The organism is Amycolatopsis sp. A1MSW2902 (assembly GCF_017312175.1).
GTDB classification, from domain to species: Bacteria; Actinomycetota; Actinomycetes; order Mycobacteriales; family Pseudonocardiaceae; genus Amycolatopsis; species Amycolatopsis nivea.
In genome coordinates, this window is record NZ_QJPO01000001.1 from 7508725 (window position 1) to 7533173 (window position 24449).

At 69.0% G+C, this 24449-nt stretch carries 22 protein-coding genes; 15 read left to right on the forward strand and 7 right to left on the reverse strand.

The window, feature by feature from the left end; genetic code table 11:
* The first annotated feature begins 14 nt into the window (after window positions 1-14).
* The 4 genes from DMP23_RS34985 to DMP23_RS35000 all read left to right on the forward strand — a co-directional run bounded on the left by DMP23_RS34985 (window position 15) and on the right by DMP23_RS35000 (window position 8096).
* Window positions 15-485: a MarR family winged helix-turn-helix transcriptional regulator gene (locus DMP23_RS34985; RefSeq protein ID WP_043831607.1), complete on the forward strand. Its 471-nt coding sequence runs from the start codon at window positions 15-17 to the stop codon at window positions 483-485.
* 63 nt (window positions 486-548) lie between these two features.
* The gene (locus tag DMP23_RS34990; RefSeq protein WP_337823605.1) at window positions 549-4541 is read left to right on the forward strand and encodes a DUF7507 domain-containing protein; all 3993 of its coding nucleotides are present in this window, start codon (window positions 549-551) and stop codon (window positions 4539-4541) included.
* Between the two features lie 173 nt (window positions 4542-4714).
* Window positions 4715-7306 (forward strand): rifamycin-inactivating phosphotransferase, encoded by a 2592-nt coding sequence (gene rph / locus DMP23_RS34995; RefSeq protein ID WP_337823606.1) that lies wholly within the window; start codon window positions 4715-4717, stop codon window positions 7304-7306.
* A gap of 247 nt (window positions 7307-7553) precedes the next feature.
* A complete protein-coding gene (locus tag DMP23_RS35000; protein WP_337823607.1) occupies window positions 7554-8096 on the forward strand; it encodes a CAP domain-containing protein in 543 nt (180 codons plus the stop codon).
* Here DMP23_RS35000 and DMP23_RS35005 read toward each other — a convergent pair.
* Window positions 8090-9082 carry a cation diffusion facilitator family transporter gene (locus DMP23_RS35005; RefSeq protein WP_037808923.1) on the reverse strand — a complete coding sequence of 331 codons (993 nt, stop codon included), beginning with the start codon at window positions 9080-9082 and terminating at the stop codon, window positions 8090-8092. The genes DMP23_RS35000 and DMP23_RS35005 overlap by 7 nt on opposite strands.
* A gap of 207 nt (window positions 9083-9289) precedes the next feature.
* Entirely contained in the window at window positions 9290-11581 is a 2292-nt protein-coding gene (locus DMP23_RS35010; protein WP_037808921.1) for a (Fe-S)-binding protein, read from the reverse strand.
* Window positions 11582-11750: 169 nt separating this feature from the next.
* On the opposite strand from DMP23_RS35010, the gene DMP23_RS35015 reads away from it, so the two are divergent.
* From DMP23_RS35015 to DMP23_RS35025, 3 genes are read left to right on the forward strand one after another with little or no spacing between them, the layout of a single operon-like run.
* Complete coding sequence (locus DMP23_RS35015; protein ID WP_337823608.1) at window positions 11751-12077, forward strand: DMT family transporter; 327 nt, start codon at window positions 11751-11753, stop codon at window positions 12075-12077.
* Window positions 12074-12634 (forward strand): TetR/AcrR family transcriptional regulator, encoded by a 561-nt coding sequence (locus DMP23_RS35020; protein ID WP_009085017.1) that lies wholly within the window; start codon window positions 12074-12076, stop codon window positions 12632-12634. Before DMP23_RS35015 ends, DMP23_RS35020 begins: the two co-directional genes overlap by 4 nt.
* Window positions 12635-12656: 22 nt before the next feature.
* Window positions 12657-13082: a GNAT family N-acetyltransferase gene (locus DMP23_RS35025; RefSeq protein ID WP_337823609.1), complete on the forward strand. Its 426-nt coding sequence runs from the start codon at window positions 12657-12659 to the stop codon at window positions 13080-13082.
* On the opposite strand, the gene DMP23_RS35030 is transcribed toward DMP23_RS35025, so the two are convergent.
* A complete protein-coding gene (locus DMP23_RS35030; protein ID WP_337823610.1) occupies window positions 13083-13541 on the reverse strand; it encodes an NUDIX hydrolase in 459 nt (152 codons plus the stop codon).
* A 1-nt stretch (window position 13542) separates the two neighbouring features.
* Window positions 13543-14082 (reverse strand): YbhB/YbcL family Raf kinase inhibitor-like protein, encoded by a 540-nt coding sequence (locus tag DMP23_RS35035; protein ID WP_037808916.1) that lies wholly within the window; start codon window positions 14080-14082, stop codon window positions 13543-13545.
* Window positions 14083-14244: 162 nt separating this feature from the next.
* Between DMP23_RS35035 and DMP23_RS35040 the strand changes: the two genes are divergently transcribed.
* From DMP23_RS35040 to DMP23_RS35070, 7 genes are all read left to right on the forward strand, one after another.
* The gene (locus DMP23_RS35040) at window positions 14245-15021 is read left to right on the forward strand and encodes a DUF4097 family beta strand repeat-containing protein (protein ID WP_337823611.1); all 777 of its coding nucleotides are present in this window, start codon (window positions 14245-14247) and stop codon (window positions 15019-15021) included.
* A 19-nt stretch (window positions 15022-15040) separates the two neighbouring features.
* Window positions 15041-15259, forward strand: coding sequence for a hypothetical protein (locus DMP23_RS35045; RefSeq protein WP_037808913.1), 219 nt, complete (start codon window positions 15041-15043; stop codon window positions 15257-15259).
* Window positions 15256-16662, forward strand: a complete 1407-nt coding sequence (locus tag DMP23_RS35050) for an alpha/beta hydrolase (RefSeq protein ID WP_337823612.1) — start codon at window positions 15256-15258, stop codon at window positions 16660-16662. The genes DMP23_RS35045 and DMP23_RS35050 overlap by 4 nt, the downstream gene beginning before the upstream one ends.
* A gap of 187 nt (window positions 16663-16849) precedes the next feature.
* The gene (gene dnaK / locus DMP23_RS35055; protein ID WP_337823613.1) at window positions 16850-18715 is read left to right on the forward strand and encodes a molecular chaperone DnaK; all 1866 of its coding nucleotides are present in this window, start codon (window positions 16850-16852) and stop codon (window positions 18713-18715) included.
* A complete protein-coding gene (gene grpE, locus DMP23_RS35060) occupies window positions 18712-19419 on the forward strand; it encodes a nucleotide exchange factor GrpE (RefSeq protein WP_043831583.1) in 708 nt (235 codons plus the stop codon). The genes dnaK and grpE overlap by 4 nt, the downstream gene beginning before the upstream one ends.
* Before the next feature lie 33 nt (window positions 19420-19452).
* Window positions 19453-20637, forward strand: coding sequence for a molecular chaperone DnaJ (gene dnaJ / locus DMP23_RS35065; protein ID WP_037808903.1), 1185 nt, complete (start codon window positions 19453-19455; stop codon window positions 20635-20637).
* Between the two features lie 5 nt (window positions 20638-20642).
* On the forward strand, window positions 20643-21077 hold the full coding sequence (locus DMP23_RS35070) for a heat shock protein transcriptional repressor HspR (RefSeq protein ID WP_037808901.1): 435 nt from the start codon (window positions 20643-20645) through the stop codon (window positions 21075-21077).
* A 42-nt stretch (window positions 21078-21119) separates the two neighbouring features.
* Here the strand turns inward: DMP23_RS35070 and DMP23_RS35075 are convergent, their stop codons facing one another.
* A complete protein-coding gene (locus tag DMP23_RS35075; protein WP_134664311.1) occupies window positions 21120-21692 on the reverse strand; it encodes a TetR family transcriptional regulator in 573 nt (190 codons plus the stop codon).
* 100 nt (window positions 21693-21792) lie between these two features.
* On the opposite strand from DMP23_RS35075, the gene DMP23_RS35080 reads away from it, so the two are divergent.
* On the forward strand, window positions 21793-22725 hold the full coding sequence (locus DMP23_RS35080) for an SDR family oxidoreductase (RefSeq protein WP_337823614.1): 933 nt from the start codon (window positions 21793-21795) through the stop codon (window positions 22723-22725).
* Here the strand turns inward: DMP23_RS35080 and DMP23_RS35085 are convergent.
* Both DMP23_RS35085 and DMP23_RS35090 read right to left on the reverse strand, forming a co-directional pair.
* Window positions 22722-23381: a response regulator gene (locus DMP23_RS35085; protein WP_037808895.1), complete on the reverse strand. Its 660-nt coding sequence runs from the start codon at window positions 23379-23381 to the stop codon at window positions 22722-22724. The genes DMP23_RS35080 and DMP23_RS35085 overlap by 4 nt on opposite strands.
* Window positions 23374-24417, reverse strand: coding sequence for a sensor histidine kinase (locus tag DMP23_RS35090; protein WP_337823615.1), 1044 nt, complete (start codon window positions 24415-24417; stop codon window positions 23374-23376). Before DMP23_RS35090 ends, DMP23_RS35085 begins: the two co-directional genes overlap by 8 nt.
* Window positions 24418-24449 lie beyond the last annotated feature (32 nt).

A 24449-nucleotide genomic window follows, 5' to 3' on the forward strand; every position in this document is an offset into this window, starting at 1 on the left:
CTAGACTCCGGGACATGTCAAGCGAACGCGAGGATCTGGTCGCTGAGCTGCTGCTTCGTGCCCGGGTGCTGTCGACCGAGACGGTCATGTTCCACACCGCGCTCGCCGAGCAGAACGGCCTTTCGCCGGTCGAGAGCAAGGTGACCGACTACCTCGCCCGGCTCGGTCCGCTCACGCCGAAGGAGCTGGCCGAGTACGCCGGACTCGCGCCCGCGTCGGTCACCGCGCTGGTCGACCGGCTCGAGCGCAAGGGCGTCGTCAACCGGATGCCGCATCCGGACGACCGGCGGAAAGTCCTCGTCCGGGTCGACCCGGCGAACGTCGAGCGCGTCGCGCCGCTGTGGGACTACATCGTCGCCGCGACGAAGTCGGTCGCGGCCGGCTACTCCGACGAGCAACTCCAAACGGTGATCGGTTTCCTCGATCAGGCGGCGGCGATCACCCACGAGTCAACCGTGCGTCTCACTCATCGCTCAGCGGAGTGAGGTAATCCCACTGCCGGGTAAGAAATCGCCGCGGCGTCACCGGATGGTGGAAAACTTGCCCCCATGGTTTCGGCCGGGAAACGTCTGCTCTTAGTCCTCGGCCTGGTGGCCACTCTGCTGACCCCCGCGGCGTATGCGGCGCCCCGGCCGGCGCAGGAATTGCAGGTCACGGCGGTCGCCGAACCGCATCGGGTACACGCGGGCGACCAGGTGACGTTCACGGTCAGCGTGACGAACCCGGCGTCCGTCCCGGTGTCCGATGTGGACGTCGTGGACGAGCGGAACCCGCAGTGCGGCAAGAAGATCGGCACCCTCGCGCCGGGGGCCAGCGCGCGTTATCAATGCACGTTCGCCGCGCCGGAGAAGGGGTTTGTCGCCACGGTCAAGGTGACTGGGGTGGGCTCCGGCGGGGAGCAGGTGTCGGCTTCGGCGGGCAGCAACGTCGATGTCCTCCGCCCGGCCCTGAAGTTGAGTCAACAGGTCGACAAACCGGCTTACCGCGCCGGCGATCAGGCGACCTTCACGCTCAAGACCATCAACACCGGCGACGTTCCGCTGCACGACGTGACCATCGCCGACCCAGCGGTCCCCTCGTGCGCACGCGCCATCGGAGCCCTTGCGCCGGGCCAATCGGCGGTGGGCACCTGCGCGGCAACCGTGCCGCTGCCGAACGGAGCTCGCGCGGCCGTGAAGGGCATCGACCCGCTCGGCAAGGTCGTCAGCTCGACCGCGGATGCGAAAGTCCCCCTCATCACGCCCGCGATCTCCGTTTCCAAGGAAGCCGTCCCGCCGGTGGTGCACGGCGGGGACCAGGTCGCCTGGAAGATCACCGTGCGCAACACCGGTGACAGCCCGCTCAACCCGGTCGACGTCACCGATGATCTGACTCCGGAGTGCTCGCGGTCCTTCGGCGTACTGACGCCGGGCACCCAGCAGACCTACTCCTGCACCGCGAAACCCGCGCTCACCACCACAAACAGCGTTACCGCCACGGGTACGGACGCCACCGGCCGACCGGTCACGGCCAAGTCCTCGGCCACTGTCACGGTGATCCATCCGGCCCTCGCGGTCACCGCTGCCGCCTCCCCCGCGCAGGTGCGCGAAGGGGACCGCGTCACTTTCGCTGTCACCGTGCGCAACGCCGGGGACGTGCCGCTCGACGACGTCGCGGTGGCCGACGACAGCGTGCCCGGTTGTGTCCGCAAGTTCGGCACGTTGGCGCCCAATGCGGTCGAGACGTATAAGTGCGAACAGTTAGCTCCGGCGGACGACGTGACGAATACCGTTGTCGCGACTGGCAAAGACCAGCTCGGAACGACACAGCGCGCGACCGCGGAGGCGCGGATCGATGTGGTTCACCCGACGTTGGAAGCTTCCGTCGCCGCCGCGCCCGCGCAGGTGCGCGAGGGGGACCGTGTCACCTTTACTGTCACGGTAAGCAACGCTGGCGACGCCGAGTTCCACGACGTCACCGTGGCAGACGACCGGGTCGCCGAATGCGCGCGAACCCTCGGAACTGTTGCCGCACAAGGAAAGCAGACTTTCACCTGCACCACGGTCGCCGGAACGCAGGGCTTCACGAACGACCTGACCGTCACCGGCACCGATCCAACCGGCCGTCCGGTCACCGCAAAGGCGAGCGCGTCGTTCACCGTGCAGCATCCGGCAGTCACCTTGACCGCGACTGTCCAAGGTGGACCGTTCCGCGAAAACGACTCCATCGCAATTCATGTCGTCGTGGCGAACACCGGCGACGTGCCGCTCACCGGACTGGCCGTCACGACAATGGCCCGTGCCGATGGCTGCGCACAACAGCACGACACCCTCGCCCCCGGAGCTAACTGGGCGTTCGACTGCACCACTACCGCACCGGGTGCCGACGTGACAGAAGCACTGCAGGTCACCGCGAAACCGCCGGTCGGAACGCCGGTGACGGCGGCGACGGAGGCAGCAATCGACGTGATCCACCCGCTCGTCACGCTCGCGCAGAGCGTGACGCCGACCGTCGTGCGCCCGGGTGGGCCCGCGACGTTCACCCTGACCGTCACAAACGCCGGCGACACCGAACTCCGCGACACCCAGGTCGCTGACCCGAGTGTCCCGGAATGCGCGAAGCGGCTGGGAACCCTTGCCCCGCAGGCAAAGCAGACCTACACCTGCACCCGGCCCGCGACTGACGATCTCACCAGCGACGCGACGGTCACCGGCACCGACCCGTCCGGCCGCCCCGTCACCGCGAACGCGAGCGCACACGTCGACGTCATCCACCCCGCCGTCCAGTTCACCCAAACTGTCGCGCCGACGCAGGTGCGCGAGGGGGACGAAGTCACCTTCACCATCACCGTGCGCAACAGCGGAGACGTGCCACTGGCCAAGGTGTCCATTGTGGACGAAAAGACCCCCGGCTGCACCCGCGACTTCCCCACCCTGGCCGCTGGCGAAGAACAGCACTACACCTGCACCACGAAAGCTGGGCACGACGGTTACTCGAACACCGCGAAGGTGACCGCCGCAGACCCGATCGGCGGCACGGTAACCGCCACCGCTGACGCTGCGTTCACCGTCGTGCACCCGGGATTGTCGTTGACGAAGACCGTCCACGGCGGCCCCTTCCGCGCCGGTGACCCGGTCACCTTCACCATCACCGCGACCAACACCGGCGACGCCCCGCTGACCGCCGTCAAGGTCACCGACCAGGGCCCGTGCGCGAAAGCCCTCGACACCCTCGCCCCGAAAGCGAACAAAACCTACGACTGCACCATCCCCGCCCCCGCTGACGACGCGGTCAGCACCGCGCACATCACCGGCACCCCGCCGGTCGGCCCGCCGCTCACCGCGTCCGCCGACGCGCACATCGACGTGATCCATCCCGCGCTCACCGTGCTGACCTCGGCGAACCCGACCGTCGCGCGGGTCGGCGACACTCTCACCGTGACGGTCTCCGTCACCAACACCGGCGACGTCCCGCTCACCGCGGTGACCAGCACTGATCCCGCGTGCCCGAAGAAGTTCGACCGCCTCGAACCCGGTGCCGCACAGAGCTACCAGTGCACGGTGAACGCCAAACCGGACGACTTCGCCGTCCTCGCCACCCTCTCCGGAACCGACCCCACGAACCGCCCGGTCACCGCGTCCGGCTCGGCGAAGATCGACGTCATCCACCCGGAACTCGCGATCATGAAGGACGCCCAGCCGTACGAGGTGCGCCAGGGCGACAAGGTCACCTTCTCGCTGCTGGTCCGCAACGTCGGCGACGTCCCGCTGACCGCGGTGTCCGTTGTGGACGATCGCACCCCGGCCTGCGCGCACCAGATCCCGAGCCTGGCCCCGGACGCTCAAGTCGAGTACCAGTGCTCGATCACCGCGGGCGCGGCCGGGTTCACGAACACCGCGAAGGTGACCGGCACCGACCCGACGCAGCGAACGGTGAGCGCTTCCGCCCAGGCGTCGTTCAAGGTGAAGAAGCCTGCGCTGTCCGTCGCCAAATACGCCCCGGGCAGCGCGTATCGAGCCGACGACGCGGTGCCGTTCGAGGTCGTGGTGACCAACACCGGCGACCAGCCGCTGCACGACGTCCGGGTGGCCGGCGACCCTGCCTGTGCGCACGCCTTCGCCGAGCTGCCGGTCGGCGGAACCCAGCGCTACCAGTGCGTGGCACCGGCAAGCGCCGCCCCGCTCACCGCGACCGCGGCCGCCCCGTGGGGCCCGCCGGTGACCGCGACCGGGAAAGCCGACTTCGCGGTGCTTCACCCGGCGTTGGACCTGCGCCGCGATCACCTGGACCAACCGATCCGGCCGGGTGACCCGGTGACCTATGTGAGCACCCTCCGCAATACCGGCGACGCGCTCTTGCACGACGTGACCGTTCGCGCCGCGGACCCGGTCTGCTCGTTCACCGTCACCCAGCTGGCCCCTGGCGAACAGGTCACCCGCGCCTGCACGCTTTCGGCTCGCGCGGACGTCACCACGACGACCACCGCGACCGCGACCGCGACGGATCAGACCGGACGCCCGGTGACCAAGGAAGCCACCACGACGACGAAGGTGAGCCCCTGAGGCGGGCAAAAGAAAAGGCAGCGAAGAACATCTCTCCCTGCCGTATTTAACTTATAACGCATCGGGGGGCTTGCCGCAAGACCCGGGTGGTACCGCAGAATCTCCAGCCGATCCGGCTTCCGCTCGGCGGCGAGCGAAAGCCGGGAACGACCACAGACGGGGGAAACGAACGAATGGGCAGCTACGTGCTCGGTCTCGGGCAGATCGACCGGGAGCAGGTCGCGATCGTCGGGGGCAAGGGCGCGCATCTGGGCGAACTCGCGCGGATCGACGGGGTCCGGGTGCCGCCCGGTTTTTGCGTGACGACCGAAGCGTTCGAGCGGATCGTCGAGAACGCGCCGGAACTGGCCGCGCCGCTGGACCGGTTGGCGAACCTGAACCCGGACGACCGGGACGCGATCAGCGAGGGCAGCGCCGAGGTCCGGCAGGCGCTGGAAGCGATCGCGATCCCGGACGATCTGGCGAAGGAGATCACCGACGCGCTGGTGGACGGACGCGCCTACGCGGTCCGGTCGAGCGCGACCGCGGAGGACCTTCCGGGCGCGTCCTTCGCCGGTCAGCAGGACACCTACCTCAATGTCCTTGGCGCGGAGGCGGTCCTGCGGCACATCAGCCGGTGCTGGGCGTCGCTGTTCACCGAACGCGCGGTGACCTACCGGCTGCGCAACGGCTTTGACCACCGGAAAGTCCACATGGCCGTGGTCGTGCAGCAGATGGTGTTCCCGCAGGCGGCTGGGGTGCTCTTCACCGCCGACCCGGTCACGTCCAATCGGAAGACCGCCGTCGTGGAGGCCAGCTTCGGCCTCGGCGAGGCGCTGGTTTCCGGCCTGGTCAACGCCGACAACTACCAGGTGCGCGACGGCGCGATCGTCGACAAGGCGATCTCCGCCAAGCAACGCGCCATCCTGGCCGTCGAGGGCGGCGGCACTGAAGAGCAGGTGATCGACGCGGACCAGCAGGAACAGGCCGCGCTGACTGACGACCAGGTCCTGCGGCTGGTGGCACTCGGCCGCACGATCGAGGCGCATTTCGGCCGCCCGCAGGACATCGAATGGTGCCTGGCCGACGACGAGTTCCAGATCGTGCAGAGCCGCCCGATCACCACGCTGTTCCCGCTCCCGGCGGCCGCCGACGAGGGAAACCACGTCTACCTCTCCGTCGGCCACCAGCAGATGATGACCGACGCGATGAAGCCGCTGGGCCTGTCGGTCTGGCAGCTGACGACCCCGCGTCCGATGGCCGAGGCGGGCGGGCGGCTGTTCGCGGACGCCACCGCACTGCTGTCGGTGCCCAAGAGCCGCGCCAGTTTCCTCGCGGTGGTGGGGAAATCCGATCCGCTGATGGCGGACGCGCTGGAGACCGTCCTTTCCCGCGAGGGCTTCCTCCCGCTGTCCGACGACGACGGACCCGGCGAGCAGATCCCCGGCGCCGCACCGGCCACCATCGAAACCGATCCGGCCGTCGTCACCGAGCTGATCCAGCACAGCGAGGCCTCCATCGCCAAGCTGCAGCGAGAAATCGCCGCGAAGTCCGGCAGTGAACTGCTCGACTTCATTTTCGAGGACGTCGAGGAAATGCGCCGGATTCTCTTCGACCGGCGCAGCCACCAGGTGTTCACCGCGGCGATGCAGGCGACCTGGTGGCTGAATGACCACCTTCAAGAGTGGCTTGGCGAAAAGAATGTCGCCGACACGCTCACCCAATCCGTCCCGCACAACGTCACCGCGGAGATGGGGCTGGCGCTCCTTGACGTCGCCGACGTGCTCCGCGCCCATCCCGAGGTCGTCGCGTTCCTGCAGGACGTCGAGGACAACGGGTTCCTGGACGAACTGCCGAGGCTGGCCGGCGGGGAGGAATCGCGCGCCGCGATCCAGGGGTACCTCGACAAGTACGGGATGCGCTGCGTCGGCGAGATCGACATTACCCGGCCGCGGTGGAGCGAACAGCCGGTCGCGCTGGTGCCGATGTTGTTGTCCAACATCAAAAACTTCGAGCCGGGGGCCGGGCAGCGCCGCTTCGAACAGGGCCGTCAGGAAGCGCTGGACAAGGCGCAGGAGGTCCTGGAACGGTTGCGCGCCTTGCCGGACGGCGCGGCGAAGGCCGAGGAAACCGAGCGGATGATCGAGCGCGTCCGCACGTTCACCGGGTACCGCGAGTACCCGAAGTACGGCATGATCAGCCGCTATTTCGTGTACAAGGAAGCTCTGCTGGGCGAGGCCGAGCGGCTGGTGCGGGCCGGCGTGCTCGACGAGCCGGAGGACCTCTTTTTCTTGCGCCTGCAGGAATTCCAGGAGGTCGTGCGGACGAGCGAGGTCGACGGCGAGCTGATCCAGCAGCGCAAGGAAGCGTTCCGGTCCTACGAATCGATGACGCCGCCCCGCGTGCTCACCTCGGACGGCGAGGCCGTTTCCGGCAGCTACCGCCGCGACGACCTGCCCGAAGGCGCGTTGGGCGGGCTGCCGGTGTCCGCCGGGACGATCGAGGGACGTGCCCGCGTCATCCTGGATCTCGGCGACGCCGATCTCGAACCGGGCGACATCCTCGTCACGGCGTACACGGATCCGAGCTGGTCCCCGCTGTTCGTGGCGATCACCGGCCTGGTGACCGAGGTCGGCGGCCAGATGACGCACGGCGCGGTGATCGCGCGGGAGTACGGCCTGCCCGCGGTCGTCGGGGTGCAGAACGCCACGAAGCTGATCAAGGACGGACAACGGATCCGCGTCAACGGGACGGACGGGTACGTCGAGGTTCTCGACGCTGGGTAGTGGGTCTCCGGCCGCTGCGCCATTTGGAGGTAACCATCGTAATCAGTTCGTGATAGTTTCCGCGGCTGTGTCCTCCATTAGTGTGCGCGTCCGGGTCGTAAGTGTGACTCTCAGTGTTCTCTTTGGGGGGCTCGGAGCAGCTGGCGGGACGTTCGCGCTGCGCTCCGGGCACCTCGACACACTGAGCGTCGCTGTCCCGGAAACTCGCGACGGCGGGTTGTCCTCGGGCGCCCTGAGACCGTTCGCGGTGTCGCCAGCGTCTTCCACGTCGGCGACACCGAGCAGCAGCGCGCCCGCGACTACGGCACCGCCATCGACCTCGGCCACTCCCGCGCCGCCCCCGCCGCCGCCGGCCGAGGAGTCCAAAGAGGACACTCCGACGAGCAGCAGCGCGAAGCCGGCACCCAAGCCGCGCAGCGCGCCGACGCTGGCGGGCCAGGTCATCGCACTGGTCAACGACGAGCGGGACAAGGCGGGCTGCGATCCGGTGGCCGAGGAACCCCATCTCGACCAGGCGGCGCAGGGACACAGCGACGACATGTCCCAGCGTGACTACTTCTCCCACGACACCCCGGAAGGCGAGAGCTTCGCCGACCGCATCACCGCCGCGGGATATCCCAAACCGGGGGCGGAGAACATCGCGAAGGGTGCGACCAGCGCGGACCAGGTGATGCGGATGTGGATGAACTCCAGCGGACACCGCAAGAACATCCTCAACTGCTCGCTGAAGAAGCTGGGCGTCGGCGTCACGACCGACGGCTGGTACTGGACGCAGGACTTCGGCTACTGATTCGGTCGCGGCGGCACGCCGTACCGGGCCAGCACCGTCGCGCGCAGCTTCGGATCAGTCCGCGGCACGGGTTCGATGAACACCTCCGCGACGTCCGGGAACCGCTCGCTCAGTTCGTCGGCCATCCGCACGCACGCGCGTTCCAGGTCGGCGGCACCGAGAGCGTCGTCGAAGTCCACGCGGGCGCACACCAGGACGTGGTCGGTGCCCATCAGCATGGTCTGCAGATCCACCAGCGCGTCGATTTCCGGTGCGGCCCCGAGATGATCCCGGATGCCGCGGACCAGGCGCGGATCCGCCTGCCTGCCGACCAGCAGACCGCGGTTCGTGCTGCCGAGCAGGTACGCGACGCACGCGAGCAGCACGCCGATGAGGATCGACGCGATGCCGTCCCACACGTCCGAGCCGGTCAGCTGGTGCAGTCCGATCCCGGCGAACGCGAGCAGCAGACCGACCAGCGCCGCCGAGTCCTCGAAGAGCACCGTCTTGGGCGCCGGGTCGTCGATCATCCGCAGGTAGGCGAAGAACGGTCGCTGCTCGGCTTTCGCGTCGCGCCGGACCTGGCGGACCGCCTGTGCCCATGACACCGATTCGAGCGCGAAAGCGAGCGCCAGCACGATGTAGCCGACGATCGGTTTCGTCTGCTCCGCGCCTTCTCCGAAAACGGTGGTGAATCCTTCGTACAGCGCGAAAACCGCACCGGAAGCGAAGATCGACACCGCGGCCAGGAGCGACCAGAAGTACCGCTCCTTGCCGTACCCGAACGGATGGCGGCGATCGGCCGGTCGCTCGGACCGTTTCAACGCGGTGAGCAGCAGCACCTCGGTGATGGTGTCGGCGACCGAATGCGCGGCCTCGGACAGCATCGCGCCCGATCCGGTGATGATGCCCGCGACGAGCTTCAGCACCGCGATCGCCAGGTTCACCCCACCGGCCAGCACCACGGTGAGAGTGCTTTCGCCGCCGCCCTCCGGTTCGTCGCTCACGCCGGAAAGACTAACGGCACTGCGGGGTAGGCCGCCTGCTGCAAGCAGCCACGACGAGGGCGAGCGTGCCCACGACCAGTACCGACTGTTCGACCGTCGCGGCGAAACCCGCGGACGGCGGGCAGCAACCCGACCCAGCAGTACGTCCCGGCAACGAAACGGCCCCTGACATCCGCGGATGCCAGGGGCCGTTTGTCAGCGAGAACCTCAGTCGTCGCCCTCGGGCAACGGTGTTCCGGTCGGCTTCTCGTCGGTCGGGACGTCCGGCTTGGCGGACAGCTCCGCGTCCGATTCGTCCAGCGACGGCGCGCCCGAGGCGACCAGCGCCGGCTCCGGCTTGCGCTTCACCGCGGTGAGCAGCAGCTGCGCGACGTCCACGACCTCGACCTTTTCGCTCGCCATGCCGTCGCTCTGGCGCGAGGTGACGCCGTCGGTGAGCATCACGCGGCAGAACGGGCAGCCGGTGGCGATCTTCGACGGAGCGGTGCCGAGCGCCTCGTCCACGCGCTCGACGTTGATCCGCTTGCCGATCTTCTCTTCCATCCACATCCGCGCGCCGCCCGCGCCGCAGCACATCGAGCGGTCGCCGTGCCGCGGCATTTCGCGCAGCTGCGCACCGGACGCGCCGACGAGCTCGCGGGGAGCGTCGTAGACCTTGTTGTGCCGGCCCAGGTAGCAGGGGTCGTGGTAGGTGACGTCCTCGGCGACCGGCGCGACCGGCGTCAGGTGCTTCTCCCGCACCAGGCGGTTCAGCAACTGCGTGTGGTGCACGACGTCGAACTGGCCGCCCAGCTCCGGGTACTCGTTGGCGAGGGTGTTGAAGCAGTGCGCACAGGTGACGACCACCTTGCGCGCCTTGCGTTCCCGGCCCTCGAACACCGAGTTCAGCACCTCGACGTTCTGCTGCGCCAGCATCTGGAACAGGAACTCGTTGCCCGCGCGGCGAGCCGGGTCACCGGTGCAGGACTCCTCCGAGCCGAGCACGGTGTACTTGACGCCCGCGATGTGCAGCAGTTCCGCGACGGCCCGCGTGGTCTTCTTCGCGCGGTCCTCGAACGCGCCGGCGCAGCCGACCCAGAACAGGTACTCCGCGTCGCCGAGGTCGCCGTCGAAGACCGGGACCTCGAAGTCGAGGTCTTCCGTCCACTGCAGCCGGTCCTTGGCGTTCTGGCCCCACGGGTTGCCCTTGTTCTCCAGGTTCTTGAACATGCCGTTCAGCTCCGTGGGGAACGACGACTCGATCATCACCTGGTAGCGGCGCATGTCCACGATGTGGTCGACGTGCTCGATGTCGACCGGGCACTGCTCGACGCAAGCACCGCAGGAGGTGCAGGACCACAGGACGTCCGGGTCGATGACGCCGCCGTCGTCGCCGACGAGCGCCTTCTGCGACTCAGCGATCGCGAGGACGTCGATGCCCGCGTACATGTTGTCGCCGGACAGGCCGACCTCGTCGCCCGCCATGTCGCGCTTGCCGCCCGCGAGCAGGTACGGCGCCTTCGCGTAGGCGTGGTCGCGAAGCTGCGTGATGAGCAGCTTCGGCGACAACGGCTTGCCGGTGTTCCACGCCGGGCACTGCGACTGGCAACGGCCGCATTCGGTGCAGGTGGAGAAGTCCAGCCAGCCCTTCCAGCTGAAGTCCTCGATCGCGCCGACGCCGAAGGTGTCCTCGTCCGGGTCCGCCTCTTCGAGGTCGAGCACCTTGCCCTTGCTCATCATCGGCTTGACCTTGCCGAGTGCGACGCCGCCGTCCGCCTCGCGCTTGAAGTAGATGTTGAAGAACGCGCTGAACCGGTGCCAGGCGATGCCCATGGTCATCGTGCGGGCCACGACGATCAGCCAGACCGTGGCGCTCATCAGCTTGATGAAGGCGAACACCGACACCAGCGCCGCGCTCGAGGGCAGCAGTTCGCTGAGCGGGTTCGAGACGAAAGCGGCCCAGGTCGGCGTCTCGTGGACGTGCATCGCGGCCTTGCCCGCGCGCACGCCGATGATGCCGATGCCCTCGACGATCACCACGGCCTCGACGAAGTAGGCCCACTTGAAGTTCGAGCCGGCGAAGCGCGACAGCCGGTCGGCCCGGCGCGGGTGGTTCAGCTGCCGGATGATCGCGAGCGCGACGCCGCCGACGACCGTGCCGACGCCGAGCAGCTCCATCAGGAGGCTCCACAGCGACCAGTCCTCGAGGATCGGCCAGCCCCAGGTCGGGACGAACACCTCGCCGTAGGCCTCGAAGAGCGCGAGCGACCCGATCAGGAAGCCCCACATGACCAGCCAGTGCCACGGGGCGACCTGGCGGAACTTCGCCATGCGGGTGTGCGCCGCGAACTCTTTGATGAGGGTCATCAAGCGCGCCATGAACGGGCCGTTGCGGGTGGCGTCCGGCTGGCCGAGCTTGATCACCCGCACGAAGCGGGCAATGGTCGCGATGAACATTCCCCAGGCGACGATGCCCAGGAGGACGGAAATCCCCCCGAGCGTCAGCTGTACAGCGCCCATCGTCGGGTGCCTTTCGTCCGTTGTGGTGGTGCCGCCGCGCGAGCGCGCCGGTGCCGAGCAGGGTAACGCTTCTTACTGATGGGTAACCGGTCCGACGGTCCCAAGTCCCACCGATGTGGTGCACGCCTCGCTAGCAAGTGGGACGATCGTTCAGGTACTTTGTTGAGCTATGGGTGCTTACTTGTACCTCGCTTTGGCCATCGCCGCAGAAGTGACCGCCACGATTTCGCTCAAACTCTCCGAGGGCTTTTCCAAGCTGACGCCGTCGATCCTGGTGGTCGTCGGGTACGGGCTGGCGTTCTTCGCGCTGTCGCGGGTGCTGAAGCTCGGGCTGCCCATCGGGGTGGCCTACGCGATCTGGGCTGCGGCGGGCGTGGCGCTGGTCGCGCTGGTCGGCGTGCTGTTCTTGAAGGAGCCGATCAACCTCGCGATGATCTCCGGGCTGGTGCTCGTGGTCGGCGGGGTGGTGCTCATCGAGGTCGGGAGCCAGTCGTGAAAATCCAGACGGACGGCCGCAAGGCGCGCGGCGAGAAGCGCCGGACGGAGATCATCGAGGCGACCCTGCGAGTGATCGAACGCGACGGCGTCGCCGGGGTCACGCACCGCACGGTCGCCGCTGAAGCGGGCGTGCCGACGACGTCCACGACCTATCACTTCTCCTCGCTGGACGACCTGCTCGTAGCGACGCTCATCTCGTGCGCGCGCGACATGGCGACCGAGGTGTACTGGATGATCGACCGCGCCCGGTCGCGCGGCAGCCGCGGTGCCGAAGAGGTGGCTGGCCTGCTCGCGGAGGCGCTGGGGCCGCGGCGTGGGCGCACGATGGCGGAGTACGAGCTGTATCTGCTGGCCGCGCGCAAACCCGAGCTGCGCCCGGCGGCGCGGCGGTGGCTGGATGTGTTGACGTCGATGGTCCGGCATGACGACGAGGTCGCGTTCCGGGTGTTTCTCGCGGGTATCGACGGGCTGCTGATCCAGGGGCTGATCGACGACGAGCCGCCGTCCGCGGAGGAGCTGCGTCCGGTGGTGGATTACCTGCTCAAACCCGCTTGACGCCGCTGATTATGTTGCGGCCATGAGGACTGTGGGTGCTTACGAACTGGACGACGACGTCGCGCGAGTGGACCTCGACGTCGTGTGGGAGTTCCTGTCCGCCGAGGCGTACTGGTCTCGCTGGCGGACCCGGGAACACGTGGAGCAGCAGGTACGGACCGCTTGGCGAGTGGTCGGGGCGTACGAGTCAGCGAGCGGGCGGCAGGTGGGCTTCGCGCGGGCGTTCTCGGACGGGGTCGCGATGGCTTACCTGTCCGATGTGTTCATCGTGGCGGACGCGCGCGGCGCGGGGCTGGGCAAGGAGATCGTGCGGGAGATGATCGACCACGGGCCGGGGGCGAACTTCCGTTGGATGCTGCACACGTCGGACGCGCACGAGCTGTACCGGAAGTTCGGGTTCGCGGAGCACGCGGACGGGCGGTACCTCGAACGCGAGGGGGTCCACTGATCAGTCCACTGAGGACAGTGCGCGGGCGACGACGTCCCTGATCAAGGTGTCGTCCGGCGCGCAGTTCTCGCACAGCATGTCCAGGTCCTCGACCCCGGCCCAGGTGTAGCGCGGGTGCTTCTCCCATTCCAGGACCGGCCGGGCCAGGTCCCCGTCCACCTCGATCACGAAGTAGGCACCGGTTCGCTCGACGCCGTCGTTGTCCGGCCAGCGGAAGATGCCGAGGTCTCGGACGATTCGGCGCAGCCGCCATCCGGTTTCCTCGGCGACCTCGCGCGCCAGCGCTTCCCTCGGCGTCTCGCCGTTCTCGACCTTCCCGCCCACGACGTCCCACGTGTTCGGGTAGAGCTCGCGGTCCGCGCTGCGGAGCTGGACGAACGCGCGTCCCTCGGCGTTCAGGACGACCGCGCCAACCACGTCGGGTCGCGGTTGCTCAGCCGCAACCGCGACCCCGGACACCTCAGCCCTTGTTCTCGTAAACCGGCACCAACGTGGCCCGCCCCAGTGTGTGCCCGAACATGTTGAACCCCAGGAACGCGGGCGTAGCGTCCTCCGGCACCTCCAACGTCTCCACGTCCAGCGCGTGCACCACGAAGAAGTACCGGTGCGGCCCGTGTCCGGGAGGCGGCGCGGCGCCCAGGTACTGCCGAACCCCGCCGTCACCCTTAAGCGTGACCGCCGAAGAGGGCAGTCCCGACCCCGCGGAGTCGCCGGCCCCGGCCTCCAGCGAAGTCACCGAAGCCGGGATGTTGAACACGGCCCAGTGCCAGAACCCGCTGGCAGTCGGGGCGTCCGGGTCGTACACCGTCACCGCGAAGCTGCGGGTGCCCTCCGGGAAGCCTTCCCACGCCAGTTGCGGCGAGCGGTCCTCGCCGCCGGCGCCGAAGATGCCCGACAGGTGCGGCTGGGCCAGGGTCTCGCCGTCGGCGATGTCCGTGCTGCGCAGCGTGAACGAGGGAACCGACGGCAGGTAGTCGTACGGATTGGGCGGCTGGGGCATGGGTTCCTCCTGATCAACGGGGCTCTCCGGCCGCCAGGTTAGGACCCTGGCCCTCCGGTCGCCGCCTCAGGGATGTTTCGGGGGGTTTACCGGATGTCCCCGGGGCCCCGCACCTTCTAACGTCTCTCCAGACAGCCGAGAGTGGTACTGAGGGGAACTGACATGGCACGCCCGCTTCTGGCAGTGGCCGGCATCGCGGTGATCGGCGTTGGGGTGGCGATCGGATTCGGCGGGTGGGGGTTCGGTTCCACGGTTTCGCGGGACGCGACGCTGACGCAGGAGATCCGCGGGGTGAAGCTGGAGAACGGCTCCGGCGACGTGCGCATCCGCACGGCTCCCGGCGCGGCTCGCGTGCACCAGACCCTCCGCTACCACTTCAGCGGCGCGCCCGGCGACGCTTACCGCGTCGAGGGCGACCAGCTCGTCATCGTCGACTGCGGCCGCAACTGCACCGCCGACATGGAGCTGATCGTCCCGCCCGGCATTCCGGTCACGGGCAACTCCGACTCCGGCACGCTGGACTTCGCGGGCGTCGGCAGCGTCGACGTCACCGCCGATTCCGGGCAGGCGCGGATGCAGGACGTTCCGGGGCTGGTCAAGCTCCAGCTGGACAGCGGTTCGACGGAACTGCACAACGTCGGCGAGGTGCGGGTGCACAGCCAGTCCGGCCGGATCGAGGGCGACGGCCTGCACGGGCCGGTCGACGTCTCGGCGGGCAGCGGGCGGATCGAGCTCACGCTGACCCAGCCCAACAACGTCAAGGCGCAGGCCGACTCCGGCCGCGTCGAGGTGTCCGTGCCGCGCTCCGGGTCCTACCAGGTCACCGGCAACAGCGAGAGCGGCCACCGCAGCATCGACATTCCACAGAACTCAGGTCCGGACGCGAAGACGCTCGAACTGAACACGGACAGCGGCAGCGTCACCGTCAAGGCCGTCTGAAGGGGAGAACAGACACATCATGCGCAAACTCGAAACGCGGCTGCTCGCCGCGGTGCTGGCGGGCGCGGTGGGGGCGTTCGCGATCACCGCGGCGGTCGGCCACTCGCCTGAACCGCAGGCCACGACGCCGGTCGCGGTGGTGGAAATCCCGGTGCAGCAAGGGGTCGTCCGGAACGCGGAGACAGTCGTGCTCCGCACCGCGGCCGACGACGGGACGGCGCGGGTGCGCCGGGCATGAACCTGGCCGCCGCCGTGCTGACCCTGCTTCCGCTGGTCAGCGCACCGACTCCGGCGTTGACCTGGACACCGTGCGGGACTGAGCAGGAGCCGACCGCGCAATGCAGTCAGGTCGAAGTGCCCATCGACCGCGCCCATCCGGAAACCGGCACGGCGCACATCCCACTCACCCGACTGCCCGCGGCGGACCAGCAGCACCGGATCGGATCGCTGCTGGTCAACCCTGGCGGGCCGGGCGGGTCCGGGGTCGGCTTCGTGCGCTTCGGCGGACTCGACCCCAAGGTCATCGGCTCGGCGCGGAAACCGCTGCGGGACCGCTTCGACATCATCGGCTTCGACCCGCGCGGCGTGTGGTTCAGCGACCCGAAGATCAGCTGTGACCCGGCGAAGCTGCACGACCCGAAGATCGGTCTCTTCCCGGCCACCAAGCAGCAGTACGACGCCTTCGTCGCGCACAACCGCGCGGCCGGCGAGGACTGTCTCGCCAAGACCGGCCCGATGCTCGGGCACGTCGACACCCAAAGCGCCGCCGAGGACATCGACGCGATCCGCGGCGCACTCGGCGAGGAGAAGATCTCCTGGCTCGGCGTCTCGTACGGCACCGAACTGGGCGCGGTCTACGCGTCGAAGCATCCGGACCGGGTGCGCACGATGGTGCTCGACGGCGCGATCGACCATGCCCGGCCGATGCGGCAGGCGATGGTCGAGGAGGCCGCCGCCACCGAGGACGCCTTGCGGCGGTTCGCCGGGTGGTGCGACCGTTCGACGGACTGCGCGCTGCACGGAAAGAACGCGCTCGCCCGCTACGACGACCTCGTCACCCACGGTGCGTACGCGAAAGCGTTGGGCCGCAAGGCAACCGGCGAGGAACTGGCTTCCGGTGCGTACGGCTACCTCTATCTCCCCGCCGAGTGGCCCGAGCTGAGCCGCGCTCTGGCGGACTCGGACGCGAGCACGCTCGCCCAGCACGCGTCGTTCGCGAGCGAGACCTACGGCGCGTACCGCTCGATCGGCTGCCAGGACTTCCCGTCGCCGTTCACCGGATGGGCGGACCTGCGCGCGACAGCCGGGGTGATCCGCGCGGTCGCCCCGCACAGCTGGCGCTACAGCGAGTACTGGGACCTCTCCGCGGGCTGCACCGGCTGGCCGCTTCCCGCGCAAAACCCGCCGCAGCCGCATCCGGTGCGCGGAGCCCCGCCGATCCTCGTCGTGGGCGGTGCGCACGACCCGGCGACGCCGTTGCCGTGGGCCCGCGGGCTCGCCGCGAGCATCGACGGATCGGCGCTGCTCACCTACCTCGGCGACGGCCACACCGGGCTGCTCAACTCCGAGTGCGTGCGGCGGGCCGAGGTCAGGTACCTGGTGAGTGGCGTCACACCGCCGCGGGGCGAATTCTGCGGGTGAACCCGGGAACAAGACCGGGGGGTCCGCCGTTATCCTGATAGCAAGGTTGAGCGCGGTCGGCTCAAGTCTGGAAAACCGGGCCGTGCGCGAGACCTCGAGAACCTGCTAAGAAGGTACTCAAGAGTGCCTCGAAACCGCAGGTCACGAACATAGCAGCAACCCAGTCCAGAACACGAGAGGAAGCACCATGGCGCGAGCGGTCGGCATCGACCTCGGCACGACCAACTCGGTCGTCGCCGTCCTTGAGGGCGGCGAGCCGACGGTCATCGCCAACTCGGAAGGCTCCCGTACCACCCCGTCCATCGTCGCCTTCGCCAAGAACGGCGAAGTGCTCACCGGCCAGCCGGCGAAGAACCAGGCCGTCACGAACGTCGACCGCACGATCCGGTCCGTGAAGCGGCACATCGGCACCGACTGGAAGACCGAGATCGACGGCAAGGCCTACACGCCGCAGGAGATCAGCGCGCGCGTGCTGATGAAGCTCAAGCGCGACGCGGAGGCGTACCTGGGCGAGGAGATCACCGACGCGGTGATCACCGTCCCGGCCTACTTCGAGGACGCGCAGCGGCAGGCCACCAAGGAGGCCGGCCAGATCGCGGGCCTGAACGTGCTCCGGATCGTGAACGAGCCGACCGCGGCCGCGCTGGCCTACGGCCTGGACAAGGGCGAGAAGGAACAGACCATCCTGGTCTTCGACCTCGGCGGCGGCACGTTCGACGTGTCCCTGCTGGAGATCGGCGAGGGCGTCGTCGAGGTCCGCGCGACCTCCGGTGACAACCACCTCGGCGGCGACGACTGGGACGAGCGCATCGTCACCTGGCTGGTCGACAAGTTCAAGGCCGCCAACGGCATTGACCTGACCAAGGACAAGATGGCGCTGCAGCGCATCCGCGAGGCGGCCGAGAAGGCGAAGATCGAGCTGTCCAGCTCCAACTCCGCCAGCATCAACCTGCCCTACATCACGGTGGACGCGGACAAGAACCCGCTGTTCCTCGACGAGACGCTGTCGCGCGCCGAGTTCCAGAAGATCACCTCGGACCTGCTGGAGCGCACCCGGCAGCCGTTCAACAACGTCATCCGGGACGCGGGCATCGCGGTCGGCGACATCGACCACGTGGTCCTCGTCGGCGGTTCCACCCGCATGCCGGCGGTGTCCGAGTTGGTCAAGGAGCTGACCGGCGGCCGCGAGCCGAACAAGGGCGTGAACCCGGACGAGGTCGTCGCCGTGGGCGCCGCGCTGCAGGCGGGCGTGCTCAAGGGCGAGGTCAAGGACGTCCTGCTGCTCGACGTGACCCCGCTGTCGCTGGGCATCGAGACCAAGGGCGGCGTCTTCACCAAGCTGATCGAGCGCAACACCACGATCCCGACCAAGCGGTCCGAGATCTTCTCGACGGCGGACGACAACCAGCCGTCGGTGCAGATCCAGGTGTTCCAGGGCGAGCGCGAAATCGCCGCGGCGAACAAGAAGCTCGGCATGTTCGAGCTGACCGGTCTCCCGCCGGCCCCGCGCGGCGTGCCGCAGATCGAGGTCACCTTCGACATCGACGCCAACGGCATCGTGCACGTGACCGCGAAGGACCTCGGCACGAACAAGGAGCAGTCGATGACGATCACCGGCGGCTCCGCGCTGCCGAAGGACGACATCGAGCGCATGGTCAAGGACGCCGAGGCGCACGCCGAGGAAGACAAGAAGCGCCGTGAGGAAGCGGAGACCCGCAACCAGGCGGAGACGCTGGTCTACCAGACCGAGAAGTTCGTCAAGGACAACGACGACAAGCTGCCCGAGGACCTCAAGGGCAAGGTCAAGACCGCGATCGACGAGGCGAACGAGGCGCTCAAGGGCACCGACTCGGCCAAGATCCGCGAGTCCATCGAGAAGCTGAACACCGCTTCGCAGGAGATGGGCAGCGCGCTGTACGCGAACGCGGGCGCGGCCGGCGCCGAGGGCGCTCCGGGTGCCGGGGGCGCGGCCGGTGCCGCGGGCGACGCTCCGAAGTCGAAGGCGGACGACGTGGTCGACGCCGAGATCGTGGAAGAGGACGAGAAGAAGTGACCCCCCGCCACTCCGAGACCGAGGGTCCTGGCCCCGAGGAACCGGTAGTCGTGCGGGATCGGCGACGGGTGGACCCGCAGACCGGCGAGGTCCGCCCGCCCGCCGCGGAGGAAACTCCGGCCGGTGAGGAGCCCGTGCAGCACGCGGGCCCCTCGCTGGGCGATTCCGTGGACGAAGCCGTTCCGGCCGCCTCGGACGTCGAAAAGCAACTGTCCGAGCGCACTGCCGACCTGCAGCGGTTGCAGGCGGAGTACGCGAACTACCGCAAGCGGGTCGACCGCGACCGCGAGGCCGTGGTGCAGGGCGCGAAGGCGTCCGTGGTCGGCGATCTGCTGCCGCTGCTGGACGACCTCCAGCGCGCGGAGCAGCACGGCGACCTCACCGGCGCGTTCAAGGCGGTGGCCGACAAGCTGGTCTCCAGCCTGGAGCGGTCCGGCCTGGAAGCGTTCGGGGCCGAGGGCGAAGAGTTCGACCCGAGCATCCACGAGGCCGTGCAGCACGCCACGTCCCCGGACGTGAAGGGCCCGACGGTCACCCTGGTGATGCGTCGCGGCTACCGCTTCGGCGAGCGGGTGCTGCGCGCGGCTCTGGTCGGCGTGACCGACCACGAGCCCGGCGAAGCCCCGGCGGGGCAGCCGGTCGATCCGCCGGTCGGCGGCGAACTGCCGCTCGACGGTTCGGTCGATGAGTCCGGCCAGCAGTAACAATCGGTTTGCAGCGAAAGGAGGAGACACCCGATGAGTGCTCGGGAGTGGATCGGCAAGGACTTCTACAAAGAGCTGGGTGTCTCCTCCGACGCGACCGCGGACGAGATCAAGAAGGCCTACCGCAAGCTGGCCAAGGAAAACCACCCGGACGCCAACGCGGGCAACACCGCGGCCGAGAACAAGTTCAAGGCCGTGTCCGAGGCGTACGGCGTGCTGTCCGACCCGGCCAAGCGCAAGGAGTATGACGAGGCGCGCACGCTCTTCGGCTCCGGCGGCGCGGGCGGATTCGGCGGCTTCCCCGGTGGCGGCGGCGCCGGCGGGTTCGACATGAGCGACCTGTTCAATCAGGCGGGCGCACAGGGTCAGCAGGGCGGTTTCGGCGGGCTCGGCGACATCCTGGGCGGCATTTTCGGCCGCGGCCGGGGCGGCGCGGCGGGTGCCACGGCGAACCGGCCGCAGCGCGGCGCGGACGTCGAGACCGACGTGCGGATCGATTTCCTCGAGTCGGTCAAGGGCGCGACGCTGCCGTTGCGGCTGTCGAGCCCGGCCACCTGTTCCACCTGCGGCGGCAACGGCGCGAAGCCGGGCACCTCGCCGCGGGTCTGCCCGACCTGCAGCGGGTCCGGGCTGGTCAGCCGGAGCCAGGGCGCGTTCGCGTTCTCCGAGCCGTGCCAGGACTGCCGCGGCCGGGGCAAGATCATCGACGACCCGTGCCCGGAGTGCGGCGGCGAGGGCGTCAGCACCCGCACCCGCACGCTCACCGTGCGCATCCCGCCGGGCGTGAAGGACGACCAGCGGATCCGGCTGGCGGGCCAGGGCGAACCCGGCCGGGGCGGCGCGCAGGCGGGCGACCTGTACGTGCGCGTGCACGTGGCCCCGCACAAGCTGTTCGGGCGCAAGGACCTCAACCTCACGCTCACCGTGCCGGTGGACTTCACCGAACTCGCGCTGGGCACCACGGTCACGGTGCCGACGCTCGAAGGCAAGGTGTCGCTCAAGGTGCCCGCGGGTACCGCGAGCGGACGAGTGTTGCGAGTGCGCGGAAAGGGCATTCAGAAGCGGGACGGCGCGCAGGGCGACCTGCTGGTCACCCTGGAGGCGGCGGTCCCGGCGAAGCTCGACGATGCGGCGCGGTCGGCACTCGAGGCCTACGCCGAGGCGATGAAGGGCCACGACCCGCGGCCTGAGATCACCGAGTTGCTCGAAGGCAGGTGAGGGTGATGTTCGGCGGTAATCCGGGACTCCCGCACGGCGCGGACGAGGACACCCCGGTGTTCGTGATTTCGGTGGCGGCCCAGCTTTCCGGGCTGCACGCGCAGACGCTGCGCTCCTACGACCGGCACGGCCTGGTCTCGCCGGGCCGCACCGCCGGCGGCGGGCGGCGCTACTCGCTGCGCGACATCGCCCTGCTGCGCGAGGTCCAGCGCCTCTCGCAGGAGGACGGGGTCAACCTGTCCGGGATCAAGCGCATCATCGAACTGGAGAACCAGGTCGACGCGCTGCAGTCCCGGGTGCACGAGCTGACCGAAGAACTCGCCGCCGCGTACGCGGCCGCCGAACAAGCCGCCGCCGCGGTGCACGCGTCCTATCGCAAGGATTTGGTGCCGCTGCGGCAAACCACCTCGCTGGTGGTGTGGAAACCCAAGCGCCGCTGAGCATTTCTTCACGGCCCTCCCGCCTGGTGCGGGAGGGCCGTTTTACTGTCCTGAGTGGACTTCGGCGAGCGTGTGCAGGTCAGCGAACGCCTCCGCCAGATAGTCGTCGAGACTCCTTGAGGGATCGCTGATCCACGCCTGCGTGGCGTGATGGAACGTCGCCCATCCGGCATGTGCCGCCAGCCGCGCCAGCCGGTCCTCGACTCCGCGCTGCCGCAAGGCTTCCGCGAGTGCTTCGGCGATGGTCGCCGCCTTGGCGAGGTTGCGTTCGCGCAGCGTCGGCGTCGCGGCGATCAAATCGCGGCGCGGCTCGGCGAACGGCAGGTTGCGCTCCATGATCCGCCCGGCCTTCGTGAAGGCGCGCAGCAGGATTTCCAGCGGCGCAAGGCCGTCTGGGGCATCGGCGACCGACTGGGTGAGGTCCTCGCGCAGGTCGGCTTCGCCGTCGAAGAGCACCTCGCGTTTGTCCGGGAAGTGCCGGAAGAACGTGCGCTCGGTGACGCCTGCCCGGGCGGCGATCTCCGCGGTGGTCGTCTTGTCGAACCCGTTTTCCCGGTACAGCTCCAGCGCCGCCTGTTTGAGGCGGCTGCGCGCTTCTGCTCCGCTCCGTGGCACGTCCCGAGCCTACCCGGCTTTTGCGGCAGTGACTGACGCCACATTGCGTCAGTCACTGTCGCTACGCGTAGAGTCAGTGACTGACACTAAGGAGCCTTTCATGCATGTCTTCGTCACGGGCGGCTCGGGCCAGACCGGTCCCGCCGTCGTCGCCGAGCTGGTCCGGGCCGGACACTCGGTCACCGGGCTGGCTCGTTCGGACGCCTCCGCCGCGCGGCTGGAATCGCTCGGCGCGACACCGCACCGGGGGTCGCTCGACGACCTCGACAGCCTGCGCCGCGGTGCCGAAGCCGCCGACGGCGTGCTGCACATGGCCCAGGGCGGCAGCTACGCCGATCCCGACGACCTCATCCGCCGCGACTGCGAGGCGATCGACGCGCTGGGCAAGGCCCTGGTCGGCACCGGCAAACCGTTCGTCAGCACGTCGGGCACCCTGGTGCTGAAGGCCGACCAGGTCAGCACCGAACTCGACCCGGCCGATCCGAATTCGGTCGCCTACTTCCGCATCCCCGGCGAGCAAACGTGTCTCGGATTCGCCGACCGTGGCGTCCGGGCCAGTGTGGTGCGGCTCGCGCCGACTGTGCACGGACCGCGCGACCACGGCTTCATCCCGGCACTCATCGCAGGCGCGCGTCGAGCAGGCGTTTCGGCATACATCGGCGATGGCACGAACCGCTGGCCCGCTGTCCATCGCGAGGACGCGGCGGTGCTTTTCCGGCTGGCACTGGAGAAGGCGCCTGCCGGGAGCATGTTGCACGGGGTCGGGGAAATTGTCGAGATCAAGAGCGTCGCGGAGAAGATCGCGCAGTTGCTGGACATCCCCACGACGTCCTTGACTCTCGAAGAAGCCGCCGAACACCTCGGCAACCCGTTCCTGGCAAGGTTCTTCTCGCTCGACGTGCCCGCCTCCAGCGCGCACACCCAGGAGTTGCTGGGCTGGACGCCGAGCCACGCGACGTTGCTGGAAGACCTGGAGACCGGCGACTATTTCACCCCGGAGGCCAGCGACCGCGCCGAGGCGGTGTGGCGCTAGTTCCGGGCGCGCACCAACCCGGATTCGTACGCCACGATCACCAGTTGCGCGCGGTCCCGGGCGTCGAGTTTCGCCAGCAGCCGTCCGACGTAGGTCTTCACCGTCGCCATCGACAGCTGCATCCGCTCGGTAATCTCCACATTGGACAGTCCGCTCGCCACCAGCGTAAGCACCTCGCGTTCCCGCGGGGCCAAGGCAGCGACGTCCGCGCGCGGCGGGGCGTCCGGGATCCGCGCGAACTGCGCCACCAGCCGCCGGGTGATGGACGGGCCGAGCAACGCGTCCCCGGCGGCCACCACGCGCACCGCCGCGCACAAGTCGGCCGGCCGGGTGTCCTTGAGCAGGAAGCCGGTCGCCCCGGCGCGCAGCGCGGCGAAGACGTGCTCGTCCAGGTCGAACATGGTCAACACCAGCACCCGCACGTCCGGCGCGCGCTCGCCGATCAGCCGGGTCGCTTCGATGCCATCCATCACCGGCATCCGGACGTCCATCAGCACCACGTCGGGCTCTTCCGTCACCGCCAGCTCGACGGCCTCGGCCCCGGTCGCGGCTTCGCCGATTACGGTGAAGTCCGGTTCGCTGTCGAGCAGCAGCCGGAAACTGCCGCGCAGCAAGGCTTGGTCGTCGGCGACGACGACCCGGATTTGGTCACTCATCGGCGCACCGCAGCGTGGCGGCGACGCGGAACCCGCCGTCCGGGCCGGGGCCGGCGACCAGTTCGCCGCCGTAGAGGGCGACGCGTTCGCGCATGCCGGTCAGTCCGTGCCCGAGCCGCAGCTCGCCGATCGGGGCCGTGCCGTCGTCGGTGACCTGGATCCGGATCTCCTCCGCGGCGACCGCCACGACCACCCGGCACCGGGCCGGCGCGGCATGCTTCACAACGTTCGTCACCGCTTCCTGCACGATCCGGTACGCGGCCAGCGCGACCGGCTCCGGCACCTGCGCGGTACCGAGGACGGACAACTCGACGTCGACCCCGGCTTGCCGCGCGCGTTCGGCGAGCTGCGGCAACGCGGCGAGCGGATCGGCCGGGGTTTCGTCGGTCTCGTCGCGCAGCACCTGCAGCAACCGTCGCATCTCGCCGAGCGCCGCGCGGCTGGTCTCCTCGATCACCCGCAACGCGTCGCGCGCTTCTTCCGGGCGGCTGTCCGCGACGTGGTTGGCGACCCCCGCCTTCACCGCGATCAAGCCCATCCCGTGGGTGACGACGTCGTGCAGTTCGCGTGCGATCCGGACGCGTTCGTCGACCAGGATCCGGTGTTCGCGTTGCCGTTCCTGCCGCGCCGTTTGCGCGCGCCGGGACCGCACCGCTTCGGCGAGTCCCCAGGTGAGCAACGCCAGCGGGACACCGAACGCGTACCACCACTGCCCCACGACCGCGGTAGCCGCAGACATCGCCGCAACCCCGGCCGCGGCTGGCAAAGCCCGCGGCGGACGCACGAGGTACAGCACGGCGGCCGCGCCGACGAACGGATCCCACAGCAGTCCGAAAGCCCCAGCAGCCGCGGAAACGACCACGGTGCCGATCAACAGCGGAACCGGAGCCCGCCGCCGCAGCAGGACCGCGGCGGCGATGAGCGTCGCGATCACCGCGGATACGGGCAGCCGCCAGGGCTCCTCGCCGATCAGCAGGTTTCCGGCAAGCCCCACGTCCACGACGAGCAGGCCGGCCGCCAGCGCGACGTCGCTCACTCGCAGAGGGGACATAGTGTGCCGATCGTTGC

What these genes read in the sequence shown, in the direction of transcription:
- DMP23_RS34985 (WP_043831607.1), top strand. Translation starts at nt 15, where the DNA reads ATGTCAAGCGAACGCGAGGATCTGGTCGCTGAGCTGCTGCTTCGTGCC.
- DMP23_RS34990 (WP_337823605.1), top strand. Translation starts at nt 549, where the DNA reads ATGGTTTCGGCCGGGAAACGTCTGCTCTTAGTCCTCGGCCTGGTGGCC.
- rph (WP_337823606.1), top strand. Translation starts at nt 4,715, where the DNA reads ATGGGCAGCTACGTGCTCGGTCTCGGGCAGATCGACCGGGAGCAGGTC.
- DMP23_RS35010 (WP_037808921.1), bottom strand. Translation starts at nt 11,581, where the DNA reads ATGGGCGCTGTACAGCTGACGCTCGGGGGGATTTCCGTCCTCCTGGGC.
- DMP23_RS35015 (WP_337823608.1), top strand. Translation starts at nt 11,751, where the DNA reads ATGGGTGCTTACTTGTACCTCGCTTTGGCCATCGCCGCAGAAGTGACC.
- DMP23_RS35025 (WP_337823609.1), top strand. Translation starts at nt 12,657, where the DNA reads ATGAGGACTGTGGGTGCTTACGAACTGGACGACGACGTCGCGCGAGTG.
- DMP23_RS35035 (WP_037808916.1), bottom strand. Translation starts at nt 14,082, where the DNA reads ATGCCCCAGCCGCCCAATCCGTACGACTACCTGCCGTCGGTTCCCTCG.
- DMP23_RS35040 (WP_337823611.1), top strand. Translation starts at nt 14,245, where the DNA reads ATGGCACGCCCGCTTCTGGCAGTGGCCGGCATCGCGGTGATCGGCGTT.
- DMP23_RS35045 (WP_037808913.1), top strand. Translation starts at nt 15,041, where the DNA reads ATGCGCAAACTCGAAACGCGGCTGCTCGCCGCGGTGCTGGCGGGCGCG.
- DMP23_RS35050 (WP_337823612.1), top strand. Translation starts at nt 15,256, where the DNA reads ATGAACCTGGCCGCCGCCGTGCTGACCCTGCTTCCGCTGGTCAGCGCA.
- dnaK (WP_337823613.1), top strand. Translation starts at nt 16,850, where the DNA reads ATGGCGCGAGCGGTCGGCATCGACCTCGGCACGACCAACTCGGTCGTC.
- dnaJ (WP_037808903.1), top strand. Translation starts at nt 19,453, where the DNA reads ATGAGTGCTCGGGAGTGGATCGGCAAGGACTTCTACAAAGAGCTGGGT.
- DMP23_RS35070 (WP_037808901.1), top strand. Translation starts at nt 20,643, where the DNA reads ATGTTCGGCGGTAATCCGGGACTCCCGCACGGCGCGGACGAGGACACC.
- DMP23_RS35080 (WP_337823614.1), top strand. Translation starts at nt 21,793, where the DNA reads ATGCATGTCTTCGTCACGGGCGGCTCGGGCCAGACCGGTCCCGCCGTC.
- DMP23_RS35085 (WP_037808895.1), bottom strand. Translation starts at nt 23,381, where the DNA reads ATGAGTGACCAAATCCGGGTCGTCGTCGCCGACGACCAAGCCTTGCTG.